We start from the raw sequence: 19,467 nt of genomic DNA on the forward strand, positions 1-19,467 counted from the left end.
GGCGCTGCTACTGGATGACCTCGACCTTTACGCCGATTGTCGCGAACTCCCACATCGCGGTGCCGTTCTTGCGGGACTCGCGGATGCCGCCGAGTTTCTTGGTGGAGTCGGGGGAGGCCGTGGAGCCGTTCACCGCCGCGCTGAAGCCGATGGCGATGCCGTCGACCAGGGTGAAACGGACGACGTGCTCGATCTGCGTGCCATCCGATCCGGTGACCGCGTTGGAGCGGGTGGTGACGGCGTAGGTGCCGACGGCCGGGTCGATCGTGCCCGGGGTGATCTTGAAGGTGTGCTGGACCTTGTTGTCCGCGCCGACCAGCCATACGCGGTCGTCGTCGGTGGAGTAGACGACCCGCTCGCCCGTGCCGGACTGGGTGGGCAGTGCCGCCGGGTTCTTCTTGTCCCGGGGGGCCTTCGAGACGGATGCCTTGGGCGAGGCGCTCGCGCGCGGCTTGCCCAGGGTGTCCGGCACGCTCGCGGACGCCTGGTAGGCGAGGAAGCTGACTGCGGCGACGGCCGCCACGGTGAGCCCGGCCACGATTCCCGAGCTGCTCCTAGCCACCTTTTGTGCCCACCTCTCGTACTGCGTACGTCCTTGCTGTTGACGGTAGCAGCCGGGGCGCGGCACTCCCGGGCGGCCGTACGTCCGGCTCGGGCGCCGTAGGCTGTTTGCGTGCTCTTGCTCGCTCTGGATACCGCCACCCCCGCCGTGACCGTCGCCCTGCACGACGGCACGTCCGTCATCGCCTCGTCGAGCCAGGTGGACGCGCGCCGGCACGGAGAGCTGCTGCTGCCGGCCGTCGACCGGGTGCTCGCCGACGCAGGCCTCAAGCTGGACGCCGTCACCGGCATCGTCGTCGGCGTCGGCCCCGGCCCGTACACGGGGCTGCGTGTCGGCCTCATGACCGCCGACACCTTCGGGCTCGTGCTCGGGGTGCCCGTGCACGGCCTGTGCACCCTTGACGGGCTCGCCTACGCCGCCGAGGTCGAGGGCCCCTTCGTCGTCGCCACGGACGCACGGCGCAAGGAGGTCTACTGGGCGCGGTACGCCGACCGCCGTACGCGCGTGTCGGAGCCCGCCGTGGACCGGCCCGCCGAGATCGCCGACGCCGTGGCGGGACTGCCCGCCGTCGGCGCGGGCGCGCTGCTCTACCCCGACGCCTTCCCCGACGCCCGCGAGCCCGAGCACGTCGCGGCCGCCGCGCTCGCCTCCCTCGCCGCGGAGAAGCTCGCCGCGGGCGAGGAGCTGGAGGCCCCCCGGCCGCTCTATCTGCGCCGCCCGGACGCCCAGGTCCCCAAGAACTACAAGGTGGTCACCCCCAAGTGACCGCCGAGCTGCGCGAGATGCGCTGGTGGGACATCGATCCCGTACTGGAGCTGGAGAAGGACCTCTTCCCCGAGGACGCCTGGTCGCGGGGGATGTTCTGGTCCGAGCTGGCCCACGCACGCGGGGCGGAGGCGACACGACGGTATGTCGTGGCCACCGAGGGGGAGCGGCTCGTCGGGTACGCCGGACTCGCCGCCGCCGGGGACCTGGGTGACGTACAGACCATCGCCGTACGCCGCGAACAGTGGGGCACGGGGCTCGGCGCCCGGCTGCTCACCGAGCTGCTGCGGGCGGCGACCGCGTTCGAGTGCGCCGAGGTGATGCTCGAATGCCGCGTGGACAACGTCCGCGCGCAGAAGCTGTACGAGCGCTTCGGCTTCGAGCCCATCGGCTTCCGGCGCGGCTACTACCAGCCAGGGAACATCGATGCCCTGGTGATGCGCCTGACCGACCCATCGACTTCAGTACAAGGAACAGAGAGCACAGAGAGCAATGGCTGACGAACCGCTCGTCCTCGGCATCGAGACCTCCTGCGACGAGACCGGCGTCGGCATCGTCCGCGGCCACACCCTGCTCGCGGACGCGATCGCCTCCAGCGTCGACGAGCACGCGCGCTTCGGCGGGGTCGTGCCCGAGGTCGCCTCCCGCGCCCACCTGGAAGCGATGGTGCCGACCATCGACCGGGCGCTGAAGGAAGCGGGGGTGAGCGCGAAGGACCTGGACGGGATCGCGGTCACCGCCGGGCCCGGGCTCGCCGGTGCGCTGCTCGTCGGGGTCTCCGCGGCGAAGGCGTACGCGTACGCGCTGGGCAAGCCGCTGTACGGGGTCAACCACCTCGCCTCCCACATCTGCGTGGACCAGCTGGAGCACGGCGCGCTGCCGGAGCCGACGATGGCCCTCCTCGTGTCGGGCGGGCACTCCTCGCTGCTCCTGTCCACGGACATCACCTCCGACGTACGGCCGATGGGCGCGACCATCGACGACGCGGCGGGCGAGGCGTTCGACAAGATCGCCCGCGTGCTGAACCTCGGCTTCCCGGGCGGCCCGGTCATCGACCGGTACGCGAAGGAGGGCGACCCGAAGGCGATCGCGTTCCCGCGCGGGCTCACCGGGCCGCGCGACGCGGCGTACGACTTCTCCTTCTCCGGTCTGAAGACCGCCGTGGCCCGCTGGATCGAGGCCAAGCGGGCGGCGGGGGAGGAGGTGCCGGTGCGCGATGTGGCCGCGTCCTTCCAGGAGGCCGTGGTGGACGTGCTCACCCGCAAGGCCGTACGGGCCTGCAAGGACCAGGGCGTCGACCACCTCATGATCGGCGGCGGCGTGGCCGCCAACTCCCGGCTGCGCGTGCTCGCCCAGGAGCGCTGCGAGGCCGCCGGGATCCGGCTGCGGGTGCCGAGGCCGAAGTTGTGCACGGACAACGGTGCGATGGTCGCGGCCCTCGGCGCGGAGATGGTGGCGCGGAACCGGGCCGCCTCCGACTGGGATCTGTCCGCGGACTCCTCGCTGCCGGTGACGGACCCGCATGTGCCGGGACACGGGCATGCACAGGGGCATGGGCAGGGGCACGACCATGTGCACGAGGTCTCGAAGGAGAATTTGTACTCGTGACCGTCGCGCTGATGTGGGAGGCGCGGGCCGTCCCCGGGCGGGGCGAGGAACTGCTTGCCTGGGCGCGGGCGCAGGAGCTCGCGGTCCCGCCGCTGCGCCGGGAACTCTTCCGGGCTCCTCAGGACCGCGTGCTCGTCATCACCTGGTGGGACGCGGCGTACGACGCCGAGCTGCCCGAACTTCCCGAGCCGGGCGCGGAGTTGGTGACCCGGGCGGTCCATCGGTGGCGGTTCGAGTCGGTCTCCTGACGCCGTCGTTCCCGGCCGGGCTTCACGCCGAGCTCGCTTTTCCGGAAGACTCCTGCAAAGTTTCGCTGGTGCGGGCGGCACGGTAGGGGGAGTCTTGGACATGTCGACGGAGGTGGGCACAGTGGCCCGGGAGAGCATCAAGAACAAGGTGACGATCACCGAGATCGCCCGGCAGGCCGGGGTCTCGGTGCCCACCGTGTCGCGTGTCGTCAACGGCCGCTCCGATGTGTCGCCGGAGACCCGGGCCCGGGTCGAGGACCTGCTGCGGCACCACGGCTACCAGCGCAAATCGTCCGCGCCTGGCGACCGGGCCGCCCTCATCGACCTGGTCTTCAACGATCTCGACAGCCCCTGGGCCGTGGAGATCATCCGGGGCGTCGAGGAGGTCGCGCACGCCTCGGGCGTGGGCACGGTGGTCTCCGCGATCCACGGCGCCTCGGGCTCGGCCCGGCAGTGGATGACCAATCTGCGCGCCCGCGCCTCGGACGGCGTGATCCTCGTGACCTCCGTCCTCGAACCCCGGCTGCACGAGGAGCTGCGGCGCCTCGGTGTACCGCTCGTCGTCATCGACCCGGCGGGGTCGCCGTCCCTGGACGCGCCCACCGTCGGCGCCACCAACTGGGCGGGCGGCATGGCCGCGACGGAGCATCTGCTCGGCCTCGGCCACCGCCGGATCGGCTTCATCGCCGGGCCGGTGCGGTTGCTGTGCTCGCGGGCGCGGCTCGATGGGTACCGGGCGGCGCTGGAGGGGGCCGGTGTCGATGTCGACGACGCCCTGATCGTGCCGGGCGACTTCTATCACCAGGCGGGGTTCGACGGCTGCAACACCCTGCTCGACCTGGGGGAACCGCCCACCGCGGTGTTCGCCGCGAGTGACCAGATGGCGCTGGGGGCGATCGAGGCGTTGCGGCGGCGGGGGTTGCGTGTGCCGGAGGACATGAGCGTGGTGGGGTTCGACGACCTGCCCGAGGTGCGGTGGTCCGCGCCACCGCTCACGACCGTGCGGCAGCCGCTGGCGGACATGGGGAAGCTGGCGACGCGAACGGTGTTGCGGCTCGCGCTGGGGGAGGAGCCGGCGTCTCCTCGGGTGGAGCTGGCCACCGAGTTGGTTGTGCGGGCGAGTACGGCTGTGCGGGCCGTCTGAGGTGGTTCGTCGCCTGCGGGCCGGTGGGGGCTGGTCGCGCAGTTCCCCGCGCCCCTAAAAGATTGCGCAGTTCCCCGCGCCCCTTAAGGGGCGCGGGGAACTGCGCGACCAGCCCCCACCCACCCGCAGTCAACGAACCACCGATATTTGTCAGGAGCGTTGACATACCCGACGCACACCCGTAATTTCCGAGCGCACTCCACCGATAATTTTCGGCCCTCTTCCGGAAGGTGCGCGCGATGCGAGCGTTGGGCAACACCTACACCCCCCTCAACCGCCGGAGGTTCCTGGCGGCGACCGCGGCCACCGGCCTCGGCGCGGCAGCCCTGAGCGCGTGCGGCTCGTCCGGCAGTGGGAACAGCTCGGGCAAGACCACCGTCGAGTGGTGGAACATCACCACCACCCAGCCCGCGAAGAAGCTGTGGGCTCAGCGCGCCAAGGAGTTCGAGGCCGCGCACCCCGACGTGAAGATCAAGATCGTCACGTTGGAGAACGAGGCGTACAAGTCGAAGATGACCGCGCAGATCGCCTCGGGGAAGCTGCCGGACATCTTTCACACCTGGGGCGGCGGCGTCCTCAAGCAGCAGATCGACGCGGGCCTGGTCGAGGACCTGACGGACAAGGTCTCCTCCTGGACGAAGGACTACGTGCCCGCCACGCTGACGGCCTACCAGTTCGACAAGAAGTTGTACGCGGTTCCGTTCGACATCGGCATGGTCGGTTTCTGGTACAACAAGGCGCTCTTCAAGAAGGCCGGGATCGACACCCCGCCCACGACTTGGGCCGGCTACCTCGACGCCATCAAGGCGCTCAAGAGCGCGGGCATCACGCCCATCGCCCTGGCCGGCAAGGAGAAGTGGCCCGGCATGTACTACTGGGCGTATCTGTCGATGCGTGTCGCCGGGCTCGACGCGATGCAGAAGGCCGCCACCGACGCCGACTTCACCGGCGAAGGGTTCGTCACGGCCGGTCAGCATCTCAAGGACCTCGTCGCCCTCGAACCCTTCCAGAAAGGGTTTCTCGGTGCGGCCTACTCCACGCCCAACGGCGAGGCGGCCGCGATGGGCAACGGCAAGGCGGCCATGGAGCTGATGGGCCAATGGGCGCCGATCGTCGAGAAGGACTCGGGGAAGGGGCTCGGCGACGACCTCGGCTTCTTCTCCTTCCCCTCCGTGGAGGGCGGAAAGGGCGCGCTCACCGAGGTGTTCGGCGGGGGCGGCGGCCACGCGGTGCGCAAGGGCGCGCCGGACGCGGCGGTGGAGTTCCTGAAGTTCTTCGCCGAGAAGGAGTTCGCCGCGAAGCTCGTCAAGGAGACCGGCCTGATACCGGTGTCCAAGGACGTGCGCTCGGCCCTGACCGACCCCAACCTCACCGCCGTGTCCGACGCGCTGAACACGGCCACCGGCTTCCAGCTCTACCTCGACCAGGCGTACGCCCCCGCCGTCGGCCAGGAGATCAACGACAGCGTCGCCGCACTCATCGCGGGCTCCAAGTCGCCCGAACAGGTCGCCCGTTCGGTCACGTCGGTCGCGAAGAGCGAGAAGAGCTAGCGGCCGCCGATGACGCACTCGACGACATCGACGACTTCGACGAGTTCGGCGGCATCGACGTCCGCGCCGGGCGTCGGCAAGTCTCGCGGCCCAGCGGCCGGTTCATCCGGCCCGGCGGCCCGCCGTTCCACCGCGCGCCGCGTACGCGACTGGTTCGGGGCCTTCGTCTTCACGGTCCCGGCGCTCGTCCTGTTCGGGCTGCTCGTGCTCGTCCCGATGGGCTACGCGTTCTACATCAGCTTCTTCAACTGGGGCGGGTTCGGGTCGCCTTCGGACTCCGTGGGCTTCGCCAACTACACCCGGCTCCTGGACGACCCGGTGTTCCTCGGCGACCTGTGGCGCGGCCTTCTGCTGGTCGCCTTCTCGATCGTCCTCCAGCTACCGTTCGCGCTGGCCATGGCCGTGCTGCTCAACCAGCGGCTGCGCGGCCGGGCCGTCTACCGGATGCTGTTCTTCGCGCCGTATGTGCTGTCCGAGGTCATCACCGGCGTGCTGTTCAGCATGATCTTCGCGCCGGACGACGGTCTCGCCGACAAGGTCCTCGGCGCGGTGGGACTCGACGGCGTGGGCGGACTCTGGTTCGCGGGACAGAACACCGTCCTGCCGACCCTCTTCCTCGTCATGACCTGGAAGTACTTCGGCTTCCACATGATGCTCTACCTGGCCGGACTCCAGGGCATCCCGGCCGAACTGCACGAGGCGGCGCGCATCGACGGAGCCGGCGCCTGGCAGCGCTTCCGGCACATCACGCTGCCGCTGCTCGCGCCGACGCTGCGGATCAGTGTGTTCCTGTCCGTGATCGGTGCCATCCAGCTCTTCGACCTGGTGTGGGTGATCTCCACGGGCGGGCCCGACCATCACTCCGAAACCATGGTCATCAGCATGTTCCAGTACGGCTTCAAGCGCTACCAGATGGGCTACGCCAGCGCCATCAGCGTGGCGATGTTCCTGATCAGCCTCGTCTTCGCCCTCGCCTACCAGCGTTTCGTGCTGCGCCGCGACACCGAAGGAGCCATCACCAGCATGCGAGCCAACCGATGAGCGCGTCGCCGAGTGTCCCGTCGCAGAGCGTCCCCAAGAGCGTCGTACGCCGTCGGCGGCTGCGCACCCTGCCCGTATACGTGATCCTCTGGGTGGTCGCCGCGGTCATGGTGACGCCGCTGCTGTACGCCCTCATCTCCGGTTTCAAGTCGACCGAGCAGCTCTCCAGCAACACCTTCGGGCTGCCGGACCCGTGGGTGACCTCGAACTACACGTCACTGCTCGGCTCGGGCTCCTTCTGGCGGGCCGTCGGCAGCAGCACCGTGATCGCGGTGGCGACGGCCGTCCTGACGGTCGGGGCGTCGGCGCTCGCCGCCTACGCGCTCGCCCGATTCGCCTTCCGGGGACGGGAGTTGCTGTTCACCGTCTTCACCATGGGGCTGATGTTCCCGTTCGCGGTGGCGATCCTGCCGCTGTTCATCCTGCTGCGCACCTTCGGGCTGCTCGACAACCCGTGGGGCGTGATCCTGCCGCAGGCGGCCTTCGGGCTGCCCATGACGATCGTCATCCTGCGCGGCTTCTTCCGGGAGATCCCCGGCGAGCTGGAGGAAGCGGCGACCCTCGACGGCTGCTCCTCCTTCGGTTTCTTCTGGCGCATCCTGCTGCCGCTGGCCCGCCCGGCGCTCGGCACGGTCTCCGTCCTCGCCATCGTGGGCAGTTGGAACAACTTCCTGCTGCCGCTGCTGGTCTTCAGCGAACCCACCTGGTGGACGGTCCCTGTCGGCATCCAGCAGTTCCAGGGCCAGTACGCCTCCGACGTGGCCCGCATCTTCGCCTATCTGGTGCTCGCCATGGCCCCCGCCCTGGCCTTCTACGCGGTGGCCGAACGACAGCTGATCGGCGGCATCACGCTCGGCGCGACGAAGGGCTGAGCGGCACCAGGGGCACCACCGATGCCCCGGATTCCCTTACAGATGTGAGGAGTTACATGATCCACCCCTGGCAGGACCCCGCTCTGCCCGCAGGCGTCCGCGCCGCCGATCTGCTCGCCCGGATGACCCCGCAGGAGAAGATCGCCCAGCTCTACAGCGTCTGGCCCGGCTCGAACGAGACCCCGGGCGGTGACATGGCGCCGCTCCAGCACGCCCTGTCCGAGGACATCGACCTGACCGCGCTGCTCCCGCACGGCCTCGGCCAGTTGACCCGCCCCTTCGGCACCGCGCCGGTCGACCCCGCCGAGGGCGCCGCCCGCCTCGCCTCCCTCCAGGAACGCGTCCGCTCCGCCAACCGCTTCCGGCTGCCCGCCCTCGCCCACGAGGAGTGCCTCACCGGCTTCACGGCCTGGCAGGCGACCATCTTCCCGACGCCGCTCGCCTGGGGCGCGAGCTTCGACCCGGCCCTGGTGAAGGAGATGGCGTCGGCGATCGGCGCCTCGATGCGCTCGGTCGGCATCCACCAGGGACTGGCCCCCGTCCTCGACGTCGTACGGGATCCCCGCTGGGGCCGCACGGAGGAGTCGATCGGCGAGGACCCCTACCTCGTGGCGACCGTCGGCACCGCCTATGTGCAGGGCCTGGAGTCGGCGGGCATCGTCGCCACGCTCAAGCACTTCGCCGGGTACTCGGCCTCGCGCGGCGCCCGCAACCACGCGCCCGCCTCGCTCGGCCCGCGCGAACTGGCGGACGTCATCCTGCCGCCGTTCGAGATGGCCGTACGGGAGGGCGGCGCCCGCTCGGTGATGGCGGCGTACAACGACCTCGACGGGCTGCCCGCCCACGCCCATCCCCGGCTCCTCACTCAACTCCTACGGGACGAATGGGAGTTCACCGGCACGGTCGTCGCCGACTACTTCGGGGTGTCCTTCCTGGAGTCGGCGCACGGGCTCACCGACTCCCCGGCGGGGGCGGCCGCGCTCGCGCTCGCGGCGGGCGTGGACGTGGAGCTCCCGGCGGTGCGCTGCTACGGCGCCGGGCCCCTCGACGAGGAGTTCGTCGACCGGGCCGCGCTGCGCGTGCTGACGCAGAAGTGCGAGCTGGGGCTGCTGGACCCCCACTGGGCGCCGCCCGCCGCCGAGGCTCCCGTAGATCTCGATCCGCCCCATATGCGGGAGCTGGCACGGCAGTTGGCGGAGGAGTCGGTGGTCCTGCTGGCCAACGGCGGTACGTTGCCGCTGGCGCCCGGGGTGCGGCGGATCGCCGTACTCGGTCCGCTCGCCGACGACCCGGCGGCCATGCTCGGCTGCTACACCTTCCCGCGCCATGTCCTCCTGGACCACCCCGAGGTGGAGACGGGGGTCGCCGTGCCGACGCTGCTCGAGGCGCTGCGCACGGAGCTGCCGGACACGGAGTTCACGGACGATCCGGTGGCGGCGGACGTGTGCGTGGTCGCGGTCGGCGACCGCTCGGGGCTGTTCGGACGCGGCACGTCGGGCGAGGGCTGCGACGCGGCCGACCTCGAACTGCCCGACGGACAGGCGGAGTTGGTGGACAAGGCGCTGGCCTCCGGGACGCCGGTCGTGCTGGTGCTGCTCTCCGGGCGCCCCTACGCGCTCGGGCGCTGGGCGGACCGGTGCGCGGCGGTGGTGCAGGCGTTCTTCGCCGGCCAGGAGGGCGGGCCCGCGCTGGCCGGGATCCTGTCGGGGCGGGTCAACCCGTCGGGGCGGCTTCCGGTGAGCGTGCCGCGCGACCCCGCCGGACAGCCGTGGACGTATCTCGCCCCGCCGCTCGGGCAGCGCGGCGGGGCGAGCACCCTCGACCCGACGCCGTTGTTCCCGTTCGGGCACGGGCTGTCCTACACGTCGTACGCCTGGCAGGAGCCGACGGTCGACGACGCCGCGTTCGCGACGGACGGCGAGACGACGCTGCGGCTGACCGTCCGCAACACGGGGGAGCGGGCCGGTACGGAGGTCGTCCAGCTCTATCTGCACGACCCGGTCGGCAAGGTGGCGCGACCGGTGGCCCGGCTGATCGGCTACGCGCGGGTGCCGCTGGAGGCGGGGGCGTCGGCGGAGGCGCACTTCACGGTCCCGGCGGACCTGGCCGCGTACACCGGACCCGACGGCGACCGGATCGTCGAACCGGGGGCGCTGGAACTGCGGTTGGCGGTCTCCAGTGCCGACGGCGACGTGCGGTACGCGGTGCCGGTGACGCTGACCGGGCCCGAGCGGGTGGTGGGGCCCGGGCGGCGGATGCGATGCGAGGTGCGGGTGAAGTGAGGGTCGAACCTTTCGCACCGCCGGTCGAAATTTCCGGGAGGTGTATGGCGTCAAAAGGGGGTTCGACGCGACGGTGCGCGAGGCTACGATCGCGCTCATGAACCCCTCGAAGCCGCTGACCGCACGGTCGACGCAGACCGCGACGCTCGCCGAGATCGCCCGCGAGGCCGGCGTATCGGCTCCGACTGTTTCGAAGGTGCTCAACGGCCGCGCCGACGTGGCCCCGGCGACCCGCACCCGCGTCGAGGAGCTGCTGCGCTCGTACGGCTACCGGCGGCGCAGGGCCGAGGCGACCCGGTCACCCCTCATCGACCTGGTCTTCCATGAGCTGGAGAGCGCCTGGGCGATGGAGGTGATCCGGGGCGTCGAGAACGTCGCCCGGGACGAGGGGCTGAGCGTGGTCCTCTCCGAGAGCGCGGGGCGGCTGACCCCCGGCCGCACCTGGGCCGACCAGGTCGCCGCGCGCCGCCCGTACGGGGTGATCCTCGTGCTGTCCGGGCTCGACGAGTCCGGACGGGCGCTGCTGACCAGCAGGTCCATCCCGTTCGTGGTGATGGACCCGGCCGGCGACCCCGGCGACGACGTGCCGTCGATCGGCGCCACCAACTGGCACGGAGGGCTGGCCGCGACCCGCCATCTCGTCGAGCTGGGGCACACCCGGATCGGCGCGATCAGCGGGCCTTCGCGGATGATGTGCAGCCGTGCCCGGGTCGACGGCTATCGCGCCGCGCTGGAGACGGCGGGGCTGCCGGTCGACCCGGCGCTGATCCGGCCGGGCAACTTCCACCACGAGAGCGGATACCGGGCGGGGCTCGAACTGCTGCGCATGCCCGACCGGCCCACCGCCGTCTTCGCGGGCAACGACCTCCAGGCGCTCGGCCTGTACGAGGCCGCGCGCGAGCTGGGGCTGCGCGTTCCCGAGGACCTCAGCGTCGTCGGGTTCGACGATCTGCCGGTGGCGCGCTGGGTCGGGCCGCCGCTGACGACCGTACGGCAGCCGCTCACTGAGATGGCGGAGGCGGCGGCACGGCTGGTGCTCGAACTGGGGCGTGAGCAGGGGGCGTCGGCGGCGACAAGAGTAGAACTGGCCACAAGCCTCGTGGTGCGCAGCAGCACCGGCGCGCCGCCGGCGTAGGGGCGTGGGGATACGGCCGTGACGGATGTCTTGACGAGGCGTGGGAGCGGTCCCACACTGCTCCGAAGTCAATCGGTTGCACGACCGAAACTTTCGGAGGCACCCGCAATGAGAACCTCCAGAACCCCCAGAACTCCCGGAACCTCGTTACGCCCGCGAACCCCCAGAACCTCGTTACGCTCGCGCCTCACCGCCCTGCTCACCGGCGCCGCGGCCGTGGGCGCCCTGCTCGCGGCCGGGACGACGGCGCACGCCGCGGACACCCCGCTCCGCGACCTCGCCGCCGCCAAGGGCAAGGTCATCGGCACCGCCGTCACCGGCTCCAAGCTCACCGGGACGTACGGCGACATCGCCGGGGCCCAGTTCAACTCGCTGACCCCGGGCAACGCCATGAAATGGGGCTCCGTCGAGCCCACCCGGGGCACCTTCAACTGGGCCGAGGCCGACCAGATCGTCGCCTTCGCACAGGCCCACAACCAGCAGGTGCGCGGCCACACCCTGGTCTGGCACAGCCAGAACCCGAGCTGGCTGACGAACGGCACCTGGACGTCCGCCGAACTGAGCACCCTGCTCCAGGACCACATCACCACCGAAGTCACCCGCTACAAAGGCAAGCTGGCCGCCTGGGACGTGGTCAACGAGCCCTTCAACGAGGACGGCACCTACCGCTCGACCCTCTGGTACAACGGCCTCGGCGCCGACTACATCGCCAACGCCCTGACCTGGGCCCACGCGGCCGACCCGAGCGCCAAGCTCTACATCAACGACTACAACGTCGAGGGCGTCAACGCGAAGAGCACCGCCCTCTACAACCTGGTCAAGTCGCTGAAGGACCGCGGCGTCCCCATCGACGGGGTCGGCCTCCAGGCCCACCTCATCCTCGGCCAGGTGCCGTCCACGCTCCAGCAGAACATCCAGCGCTTCGCCGACCTCGGCGTCGACGTCGCGATCACCGAGCTGGACATCCGGATGCAACTCCCGTCCGACAGCACGAAGCTGGCGCAGCAGGCCGCCGACTACAAGGCCGTGTTCGACGCGTGCGTGGCCGTGTCCCGGTGCTACGGCGTCACCGTCTGGGGCTTCACGGACTCCGACTCCTGGATCCCGGACGTCTTCTCGGGATACGGCGCGGCGACACCGTACGACGAGAACTACGCGCCGAAACCGGCGTACTACGCGATCGCGACCTCGCTCGGCGGGACGACCACCCCTCCGACGACGGGCGCGTGCACGGCGACGTACAGCGTCACGAACCAGTGGAACACCGGGTTCACGGGCCAGGTGAAGATCGCCTGCTCCGGGGCCGCGCTGTCGTCGTGGAAGGTGAGCTGGACCTATGGCGCGGGCCAGCAGATCACGCAGGCCTGGAACGCGACCTGTACACCATCGGGTGCGGCCGTGAGCTGCGTCAACGCCTCCTACAACGGGACGGTCGCGGACGGCGGATCGGTGACGTTCGGGTTCAACGCGTCATGGAGCGGCAGCAATCCGGTGCCGACAGTGACGCTGGGCTGAGGTCCGCCTGAGAAGTGTGAGATTTTCCGAAGGAAACCCGAGAAGTGGTTCCTGCTCGTAATAATTCGGACTTACGTTCCTCCGCGTGACTTCTGAAGACGAGCACGGGGATGACAAAGAGGGCGCCGCGAGACGCGGCGGCCGGCGGTCCGGCCTGCTGAAGGCCGCCGGCGTCGTGCTCGCCGGCGCCCTCGTCCTCTCCGCCGCGGGGGCGGGCTGGGCGTACTGGCATCTGAACCACAACATCAAGAGCGTCGACATCAACAGCGCGCTCGGCGACGACCGTCCGGCGAAGTCGGTGACGACACCGACCGCGTCCGCCTCGGCCTCCGCCGCTCCGCTGCCCAGCGGCGCCGTGAACATCCTCGTCCTCGGCTCCGACTCCCGCAGCGGCAAGGCGAACGCCAAGCTCGGCGGCGGCAACAGCTCCGGCGCCCGCTCGGACACGGCGATGGTCGTCCACATCGACGAGGGCCGCACCAAGGCGACCGTGGTGAGCATTCCCCGGGACACCCTGGTGAACCGCCCGTCGTGCCCCACGTCGTCGGGCGGGACGACATCGGTGGCGTACAACGCGATGTTCAACAGCGCCTATTCGGTGGGCGGTCCGGTCTGCGCGGTGAAGACGGTCGAATCGATGACCAACGTCCGTATGGACCACTACATCGAGATCGACTTCTCCGGTTTCGCGAAGCTCGTCGACGCGCTCGGCGGCGTCACCGTCACCACGGACGAGGACATCGACGACGACAAGAGCCATCTGCACCTGAAGGCCGGCGAACACCACCTGAACGGCACCAAGGCGCTGGCGCTGGCCCGCACCCGCCACGGCATAGGCGACGGCAGCGACCTGGGGCGCATAGGTCTCCAACAGAAGCTGGTGAAGGCGCTGTTGAAGCAGATCTCCTCGACGGATCTCCTCACCAATCCCACCAAGCTGTACAAGGTCGCGGACGCGGTGACCGGAAGCCTCACGACCGATACGGGCCTGGACTCGCTGGGCGAGCTGATGAAGCTCGGCCAGAGCCTCAAGGGGCTGTCGTCCGACGAGGTCAAGACGGTCATGATGCCGGTGGTGACGGCGCCCTCGGACCCCAACCGGGTGGTGGCGAACGAGCCGGAGGCGAGCGATCTGTGGGCCTCGCTGAAGTGAGCGTCCGTGAACCGAGCTTGCGTGAACTCGGCGTCCGTGAACCTGACTTCGATACAACCAAACCCTGAGCCGGAGAGTCTCGTGCGGTGACCATGTAGCCGTAATGGGAGGGTTCTCCGATATTTTCCCTGCGTTCGCGTGCTCGTTGGGCAGGACCGCTGGCGGTGGGCCTTGTCGCCCTGGGGGTCGGCTCGCTGGGCACGGCCGACGGTGCGGCCGCCGCCACCGCCGCCCCCTGCGAGAGCCTGGGCGAGGCCCAGTGCGCCGGCGCCGTCACCCTCCTGCACGGCAGCCGCTCCGGCCTCACCGCCACCGGCGCCCAGTTCATCAGCCAGAACACCGTCGGCATCCCCGGCACGAACGAGGCCGGCGACGACTTCGGCTACGGCCTCCAGCTGCTCGACATCAACGGCAACGGCTACGCCGACCTGGCCGCGAGCGGCTCGAGCGAGAACAACGGCAACGGCGCGGTCTGGTCGCTGCGCGGCCGCCCGACCGGGATCGTGCCGGACGCGGCGCTCGTGTTCGGCGGGAAGACGATCGGGGCGCCCTACACGAAGGCGCAGTTCGGCTTCGAGATCGGGTAACGGATGTGGGGGCGGGTGGTCCCGGGCCTCCTCAGCTCCGCGGTACGAACACCGCGGTGTATCCGTCCGGGAGCTGCCCGTCCGCATAGCTGGAGTCGTCGAACAACGCCGCGTCCGCGCCGATCTGGGCCGGGACGAGGGTGCCCTTGGGCAGCGGCGAGGCCTTGCCGGTGGTGAGCGAGAGGCTCGCCGCGGTGAGGGTGACCGAGCCGACGCTGTCGGTCTTCGTGGCGAAGCCGTACGCCGTGCCCGTGTTGTCGACGGAGGCCAGCGGGATGCGGTTGCGCGCGGCGCTCGCCCCCACGCAGTAGCCCTTCTTGGCCTTCAGGTCGAAGGCGACGACGTCATTGACGAGGTACTGGCCGTTGGCGGACAGCCGGTACGGATTCTTGTTCTGCGCGTCGTTGCCGTCGTAACGGTTCTCGCAGGTGACCGACGCCTCCAGCGCCCCGGACTTGGTGTCCTGCACGGTCCACAGCAGCTCGCCGGCCGAACCGGGCTGTCCCTTGGTCTCCCAGGTGGAGAGGGTCCTGCCGCCCGCGTACAGCCTGACGACCGCCTCCGCGTCGCTGTCCGTGCTGACCCCGGCGGGCCGGTCGTTCTCGCTGTACCAACCGCCGTCGCCGCCCCGCCAGTAGGTGAAGACGCCGTTCACGAGGGGCCCGTACGGCGTGACGGCGACGAGCTCGGGATTGACGTCACAGTTGGAGAAGCCCTCGTAGCAGCCCTTGGCGTCGGTGGGGGCCTTGAGCTTGGTGTCCGGGTACGCCGTCACCGCACCGGAGACCACATCGACGGCCGTGGGATCCGGGTTGGTCCCGAAAACCATGGTGCCGTCGTCCTGCATGGCGCCCAGCCGCGTGGCCCCCTCGACCTCGGACTCCTTCACCGGCACCACCGCGTCGCCGGACGAGTCGACCGCGTAGGCGGCGGTCCGGGCCACCGCCGTGGCCTTGTTCACCCCGTCGTCCCCGCTGGTGCCGTACGCGTCGAGGACCGCGTACGCCTTCCCGTTCTCGCTGGTCACCGAGAGCGCGGCGGAGTTGATGCCGCCGCCGTCCGACACCGGCATCTTCCACGGCGTGCCGCTCCAGCGCACGGCACCGGTCGCCAGATCGCGGGCGACCACGGTGGCGGTGTTCGCGTCGCTGTCCTGCCGTACGAACAGCACGACGTCACCGCCCGGCGCGACGACCGGCGACGTCAGCCCCTCCGACTCCTTGACGGCCCAGCCCTTGCCGGCGTCGAACCCGGCGGGCACCTTCAACTCGGGCGCGGCGGCGGCCTTTCCTCCCCCGCTCCCCTTCCCGTCGCCCTCCACACCGGTGCCGGACCCGCCGAGGAGTCACAGCCACTGAGCACCGCCGCGACCGCCAACCCCGTCACCGCGACCCCCGTCGCCCTGCTGTGCCTGCGCATGAACGCTCCCCTTGCTCTTGGTGACATGAAGATCATGAAGATAAAGGAAGAGGGTGACATCCCAACTCGCCTGCCCGCACAGGCGTTTCACGAATCACACAGCGCACGACGGGGGAGCGAGGGTGTGCGGCGCGGTTCGGGGTGATTCGGCCGGGCACCATGCCGGAGTGCTTTCAGGGCCCTCACGAGACTCACGGCGCCGTGTGGTGCGCCGCTCGATCCTTGCCGCTGTGGCGGTGGTGTGCGTCGGTACCGCGGTGTGGATGCTGCTGGACAGGTCGGTGGTCGGGAATCTGGCCACGGTCTGCGGGCTGTTCGTCGGGATCGCTTCGCTGCTCCTCGCGCTGCTGGACTTCTTCCGCCAGGAGCCACCCCGCCCCGACCCGGCCGCCCTCGCCGACGACCTCGCCCTCCGGCTCCGCGAACAGTGGCTGGAGGAGGCGCAGGCACGGCAGTTGCGGGACCCGCGGGTGCTGCCGCTCACGTGGACGACGACGAGCAGGGACGTCGTCGACACGCCCGGGGCCGGAGCGGCGAACGCCAGGGTGCTGCGCATCCGCCTGGACGGCCGGCTGGACGGCCGCTTCGACGAGGTGATCAGTCGACTCGCCGCAGGCTACGCCCAGGTTCCCAACCGCCGTCTGGTCGCCATCGGCGAGCCGGGCTCGGGCAAGACCGTCCTGGCGATCCTGCTCACGCTCGGCCTCCTCGGCGTCCGGGAGCCCGGCGGGCCCGCCCCGGTGCTCCTGCCGGTCTCTTCCTGGGACCCGGTGCGTGAACGGCTGGACGACTGGATCGTCCGCACCCTGGCGCAGCCGTACTACAACGGCCGCGCGGAGATCCCGCGCGCGCTTCTCGCGCACGGGCTGCTGCTGCCCGTCCTCGACGCCCTCGATGAGATTCCCGAGTCCGCGCGACGCAGTGCCATCCGCGGCATCAACCAGGCGATCGGCGGCGAGCGCCCCATCGTGGTGACCTGCCGTGCCACGGAGTACGAGGACCTGATCCGTGGAGGCGCGCCGACTCTGCGCAGGGCCGCGGTGGTGGAGGTCTCGCCGCTGCCACCCGAGGACGTCGTCGGGTATCTGAGGGAGGTGGACTGGCCGGCGGACGTCGACTGGGAACCCGTCTTCGCCCGACTGCGCGCGGAGCCGGACAGTCCGGTCGCGGCCGCGCTGTCGACGCCGCTCATGGTGACGTCGGCACGGCTCGTCTATCAAAGAGGCGGCGGGCAGCCGGGGGAGCTGCTGGACCGTGACCGCTTCGACTGCACGTACGCGGTGGAGGACCACCTCACGCATGGGCTGGTCGACGCGGCGTACGCGCCGGACCCGCACCTGACGGAGGAGGAGGCGGCGCGAGATCCATGGACCGCTGAACAGGCCCGGCGCTGGCTGACGTTCCTGGCCTGCTATCTGCACGACCGGCGGGAACGGGATCTGGCCTGGTGGCTGATGAGCGGTCGGCTGCTGTCGCCGTGGGCGGGCCCGGTCACGGGACTCGGGCTCGGTGTCGTGCTCGTGCTGGCCGCCGTCGTGTGGATGTCGGCGACCCAGAGCATCCAGCCGGACGACAGAAGTACCGCCATCGTCGTGACCCTGTGCGTCGGCGGCGCCTTCGCTCTCTTCAACTCCCTTGTCTGGTACACCTCCGGAGCCCGACCGCCCGGCCGGCTCACCTGGTCGTTGCGCGGGTCTACGGTGCGGCTGCTGAGCGGGTTCCGCAGCGGGGCGCTGCTGGCGCTGGTGTCCGTGGTCCCCCTGCTCCTCGGCTTCACCGCCAAACGCGTCATCGACACCCCCGGCGGGCGCGGGATGCCCAGGGCCACCGAGCTGTACGTCGAGGCGGTCACCACCTCGGCCGCACTCGCCGTCGTCGTGGGGCTGGCACTCGCGGCGCGCAACTGGCTGGACGCGCCCCCGCTGCGCGCGACGCAGGTCAGCCCCGTGAACTCACTGGCACAGGACCGTCGTTCGTCGCTGCTCAGTGCTGCGGTCGCCGGTCTCGTGGTCGGGCTGCTGGGCCTGCTCGGCTGGTACGCGGGGGTGGTGTCCGGGGACCTCCTGCTGCGCGTGCTCACCCACTGGTCGGGTTGGCCGGCCCGCAACGCCGCCGGGGAGCTCGCCGCGGACCGCTGGGATGAGTTGTCGGGAACGTTCGGCAACTGGGGCTCGGAGGTGGGGATCGCCATGCTGCTCCCGGGGACGTTCGTCGCCCTGCTCGTCCTCATGGGCCGGGCCTGGCCCCGCTTCCTCGTGGCCAGGGTCTACCTCGCGGCACGCGGCAGGCTGCCGTGGCGGCTGATGGCGTTCCTTGCCGACGCCCGGCGGCGTGAGCTGCTGCGACAGTCGGGCGGGGTCTACCAGTTCCGGCACATCCGGCTGCAGGAGACGCTGGCGGGGGAGCCGACGTACGCCGACGAGCAGCAGGTGCGGGCGGCGGCGCGGCGGGCCGTGCGTCGGCGGGTGGTGCTGGCGGCGGGAGTCGGGGTGGCGCTCGCGGGCTCGGCGAAGGCGATCAGCGGGCGCAGGGACGAAAGCGTCGAGGTACTTGCGGAGCCGAAGCGCCGGGCGGTCCTGCGGGTGGCGATGGAGCCGGGGCGAGGCCGTGAACTCGCCTATCTGGTCGGAGACCGGTCGGTGTGGCGCTGGAGCGGGCACACCGACCAGCCGCCGGAAGTTGTGCGTGAGGCGTTACCCGAAAACTCTGTCGGCGGGTACGCGCTGGCATTCCCCACGGACGGCAGCCTCCTTGTGATGGGCAGTCAGGGAGGGGCGGAAATCCGAGATCCGCACCGTGCCAGGTCAACGGGCAGCAAGCTCGTCCAAGACAGTCTCAGCGGGGATTTCTCGTTCGACATCGTGGCCTTCCACCGCGCGCGGCACTATCTGGCCTGCGGCGAATCGTCGTGGACGGGGGTGTGGAAGAAATCCCCCGAAGGCACGTACACCTTTTTCACGACAGTCGACTTGGATGATGTCTTAGACAATGTCGGCCGTGGCAGCAGGCAAGTCACGGCGCTGGACTTCTTCACGAACGGCAGTCTGGCGCTCATGGATGACAGGGGCGGGATCTGGCGGAGTCCGGCGCCAGGGTTCGGGAAGCCCGAGGCCCTGCCGCTGAAGTCGGATCTCTGGAAAGTCAGCGACGACTTCTTGTTCAACCACGATTACGGCGCCGGTCTCGCCGTCAGCCGCTCCGACGACAGCCTCGCCCTGTTCGGCCCCAAGGGAGGAGAGCTGTGGCGGCGCCGTCCCGGCGGCTGGGGCACCCGGCCCTTCCAGCTGGGGGCGGCGCGGACCGGGGTGTTCCATCCGACCGGACGGCTCCTGGCCGTCGCCGACTTCTACGGGGGAGACGTACAGCTCTGGCACACCGGCGGGACCTCCGACCCGTACAAGGGAAGGAAGCTGACCGGCCACGACGACTCGGTCCTGGCCATGGACTTCAGCCAGGACGGACGCCGACTGGCCACCGCCGGAGCCGACGGCACCGTACGCCTGTGGAAGATCGACGACCTGTCGTGACCTTGTGAGGTACTTCGCCCGCACTCCGCGGAAGAAATCTCAAAGAATTCCGGAGACAG

Annotated in this window: 16 protein-coding genes; 14 read left to right on the forward strand and 2 right to left on the reverse strand. The window is 70.4% G+C overall.

The genetic code is table 11. From position 1 onward, the window contains the following. Nucleotides 1-7 precede the first annotated feature (7 nt). The gene (locus tag OG975_RS29065; protein WP_406332320.1) at nt 8-562 is read right to left on the reverse strand and encodes a hypothetical protein; all 555 of its coding nucleotides are present in this window, start codon (nt 560-562) and stop codon (nt 8-10) included. Nucleotides 563-673: 111 nt separating this feature from the next. On the opposite strand from OG975_RS29065, the gene tsaB reads away from it, so the two are divergent. The 13 genes from tsaB (at nt 674) to OG975_RS29130 (ending at nt 14,462) form a co-directional block, all read left to right on the forward strand. After that, on the forward strand, nt 674-1,327 hold the full coding sequence (tsaB, locus tag OG975_RS29070; RefSeq protein WP_406332321.1) for a tRNA (adenosine(37)-N6)-threonylcarbamoyltransferase complex dimerization subunit type 1 TsaB: 654 nt from the start codon (nt 674-676) through the stop codon (nt 1,325-1,327). Between the two features lie 17 nt (nt 1,328-1,344). After that, nucleotides 1,345-1,827: a ribosomal protein S18-alanine N-acetyltransferase gene (rimI, locus tag OG975_RS29075; protein ID WP_406336511.1), complete on the forward strand. Its 483-nt coding sequence runs from the start codon at nt 1,345-1,347 to the stop codon at nt 1,825-1,827. Then, a complete protein-coding gene (tsaD, locus tag OG975_RS29080; RefSeq protein WP_406332323.1) occupies nt 1,820-2,935 on the forward strand; it encodes a tRNA (adenosine(37)-N6)-threonylcarbamoyltransferase complex transferase subunit TsaD in 1,116 nt (371 codons plus the stop codon). Before rimI ends, tsaD begins: the two co-directional genes overlap by 8 nt. Beyond that, nucleotides 2,932-3,183 carry a hypothetical protein gene (locus OG975_RS29085; protein ID WP_381254368.1) on the forward strand — a complete coding sequence of 84 codons (252 nt, stop codon included), beginning with the start codon at nt 2,932-2,934 and terminating at the stop codon, nt 3,181-3,183. The genes tsaD and OG975_RS29085 overlap by 4 nt, the downstream gene beginning before the upstream one ends. A 100-nt stretch (nt 3,184-3,283) precedes the next feature. Beyond that, the gene (locus OG975_RS29090) at nt 3,284-4,327 is read left to right on the forward strand and encodes a LacI family DNA-binding transcriptional regulator (RefSeq protein ID WP_406332324.1); all 1,044 of its coding nucleotides are present in this window, start codon (nt 3,284-3,286) and stop codon (nt 4,325-4,327) included. Nucleotides 4,328-4,566: 239 nt separating this feature from the next. Continuing rightward, entirely contained in the window at nt 4,567-5,877 is a 1,311-nt protein-coding gene (locus OG975_RS29095; RefSeq protein WP_406332325.1) for an extracellular solute-binding protein, read from the forward strand. Nucleotides 5,878-5,886: 9 nt separating this feature from the next. Then, entirely contained in the window at nt 5,887-6,918 is a 1,032-nt protein-coding gene (locus tag OG975_RS29100) for a carbohydrate ABC transporter permease (RefSeq protein WP_406332326.1), read from the forward strand. Continuing rightward, complete coding sequence (locus OG975_RS29105; protein ID WP_406332327.1) at nt 6,915-7,790, forward strand: carbohydrate ABC transporter permease; 876 nt, start codon at nt 6,915-6,917, stop codon at nt 7,788-7,790. Before OG975_RS29100 ends, OG975_RS29105 begins: the two co-directional genes overlap by 4 nt. Nucleotides 7,791-7,846: 56 nt before the next feature. Then, on the forward strand, nt 7,847-10,072 hold the full coding sequence (locus OG975_RS29110; protein WP_406332328.1) for a glycoside hydrolase family 3 N-terminal domain-containing protein: 2,226 nt from the start codon (nt 7,847-7,849) through the stop codon (nt 10,070-10,072). A 97-nt stretch (nt 10,073-10,169) separates the two neighbouring features. Continuing rightward, nucleotides 10,170-11,207, forward strand: coding sequence for a LacI family DNA-binding transcriptional regulator (locus tag OG975_RS29115; RefSeq protein WP_406332329.1), 1,038 nt, complete (start codon nt 10,170-10,172; stop codon nt 11,205-11,207). 108 nt (nt 11,208-11,315) lie between these two features. Next, the gene (locus OG975_RS29120) at nt 11,316-12,722 is read left to right on the forward strand and encodes an endo-1,4-beta-xylanase (RefSeq protein ID WP_406332330.1); all 1,407 of its coding nucleotides are present in this window, start codon (nt 11,316-11,318) and stop codon (nt 12,720-12,722) included. An 85-nt stretch (nt 12,723-12,807) separates the two neighbouring features. Further along, entirely contained in the window at nt 12,808-13,875 is a 1,068-nt protein-coding gene (locus tag OG975_RS29125; RefSeq protein ID WP_406332331.1) for an LCP family protein, read from the forward strand. Between the two features lie 164 nt (nt 13,876-14,039). Next, a complete protein-coding gene (locus tag OG975_RS29130; RefSeq protein ID WP_406332332.1) occupies nt 14,040-14,462 on the forward strand; it encodes an FG-GAP repeat protein in 423 nt (140 codons plus the stop codon). A 31-nt stretch (nt 14,463-14,493) separates the two neighbouring features. On the opposite strand, the gene OG975_RS29135 is transcribed toward OG975_RS29130, so the two are convergent. Continuing rightward, complete coding sequence (locus OG975_RS29135) at nt 14,494-15,783, reverse strand: hypothetical protein (RefSeq protein WP_406332333.1); 1,290 nt, start codon at nt 15,781-15,783, stop codon at nt 14,494-14,496. Nucleotides 15,784-16,144: 361 nt separating this feature from the next. On the opposite strand from OG975_RS29135, the gene OG975_RS29140 reads away from it, so the two are divergent. Further along, nucleotides 16,145-19,408, forward strand: coding sequence for an NACHT domain-containing protein (locus tag OG975_RS29140; protein WP_406332334.1), 3,264 nt, complete (start codon nt 16,145-16,147; stop codon nt 19,406-19,408). Nucleotides 19,409-19,467 lie beyond the last annotated feature (59 nt).

Origin of the sequence: Streptomyces sp. NBC_00203 (genome assembly GCF_045206325.1) — a bacterium.
GTDB classification, from domain to species: domain Bacteria; phylum Actinomycetota; class Actinomycetes; order Streptomycetales; family Streptomycetaceae; genus Streptomyces; species Streptomyces lutosisoli.

Coding starts and splice junctions, on each gene's coding strand:
- rimI (WP_406336511.1), top strand. CDS start 1,345: ATGCGCTGGTGGGACATCGATCCCGTACTGGAGCTGGAGAAGGACCTC.
- tsaD (WP_406332323.1), top strand. CDS start 1,820: ATGGCTGACGAACCGCTCGTCCTCGGCATCGAGACCTCCTGCGACGAG.
- OG975_RS29090 (WP_406332324.1), top strand. CDS start 3,284: ATGTCGACGGAGGTGGGCACAGTGGCCCGGGAGAGCATCAAGAACAAG.
- OG975_RS29095 (WP_406332325.1), top strand. CDS start 4,567: ATGCGAGCGTTGGGCAACACCTACACCCCCCTCAACCGCCGGAGGTTC.
- OG975_RS29100 (WP_406332326.1), top strand. CDS start 5,887: ATGACGCACTCGACGACATCGACGACTTCGACGAGTTCGGCGGCATCG.
- OG975_RS29105 (WP_406332327.1), top strand. CDS start 6,915: ATGAGCGCGTCGCCGAGTGTCCCGTCGCAGAGCGTCCCCAAGAGCGTC.
- OG975_RS29110 (WP_406332328.1), top strand. CDS start 7,847: ATGATCCACCCCTGGCAGGACCCCGCTCTGCCCGCAGGCGTCCGCGCC.
- OG975_RS29115 (WP_406332329.1), top strand. CDS start 10,170: ATGAACCCCTCGAAGCCGCTGACCGCACGGTCGACGCAGACCGCGACG.
- OG975_RS29120 (WP_406332330.1), top strand. CDS start 11,316: ATGAGAACCTCCAGAACCCCCAGAACTCCCGGAACCTCGTTACGCCCG.
- OG975_RS29140 (WP_406332334.1), top strand. CDS start 16,145: ATGCTGCTGGACAGGTCGGTGGTCGGGAATCTGGCCACGGTCTGCGGG.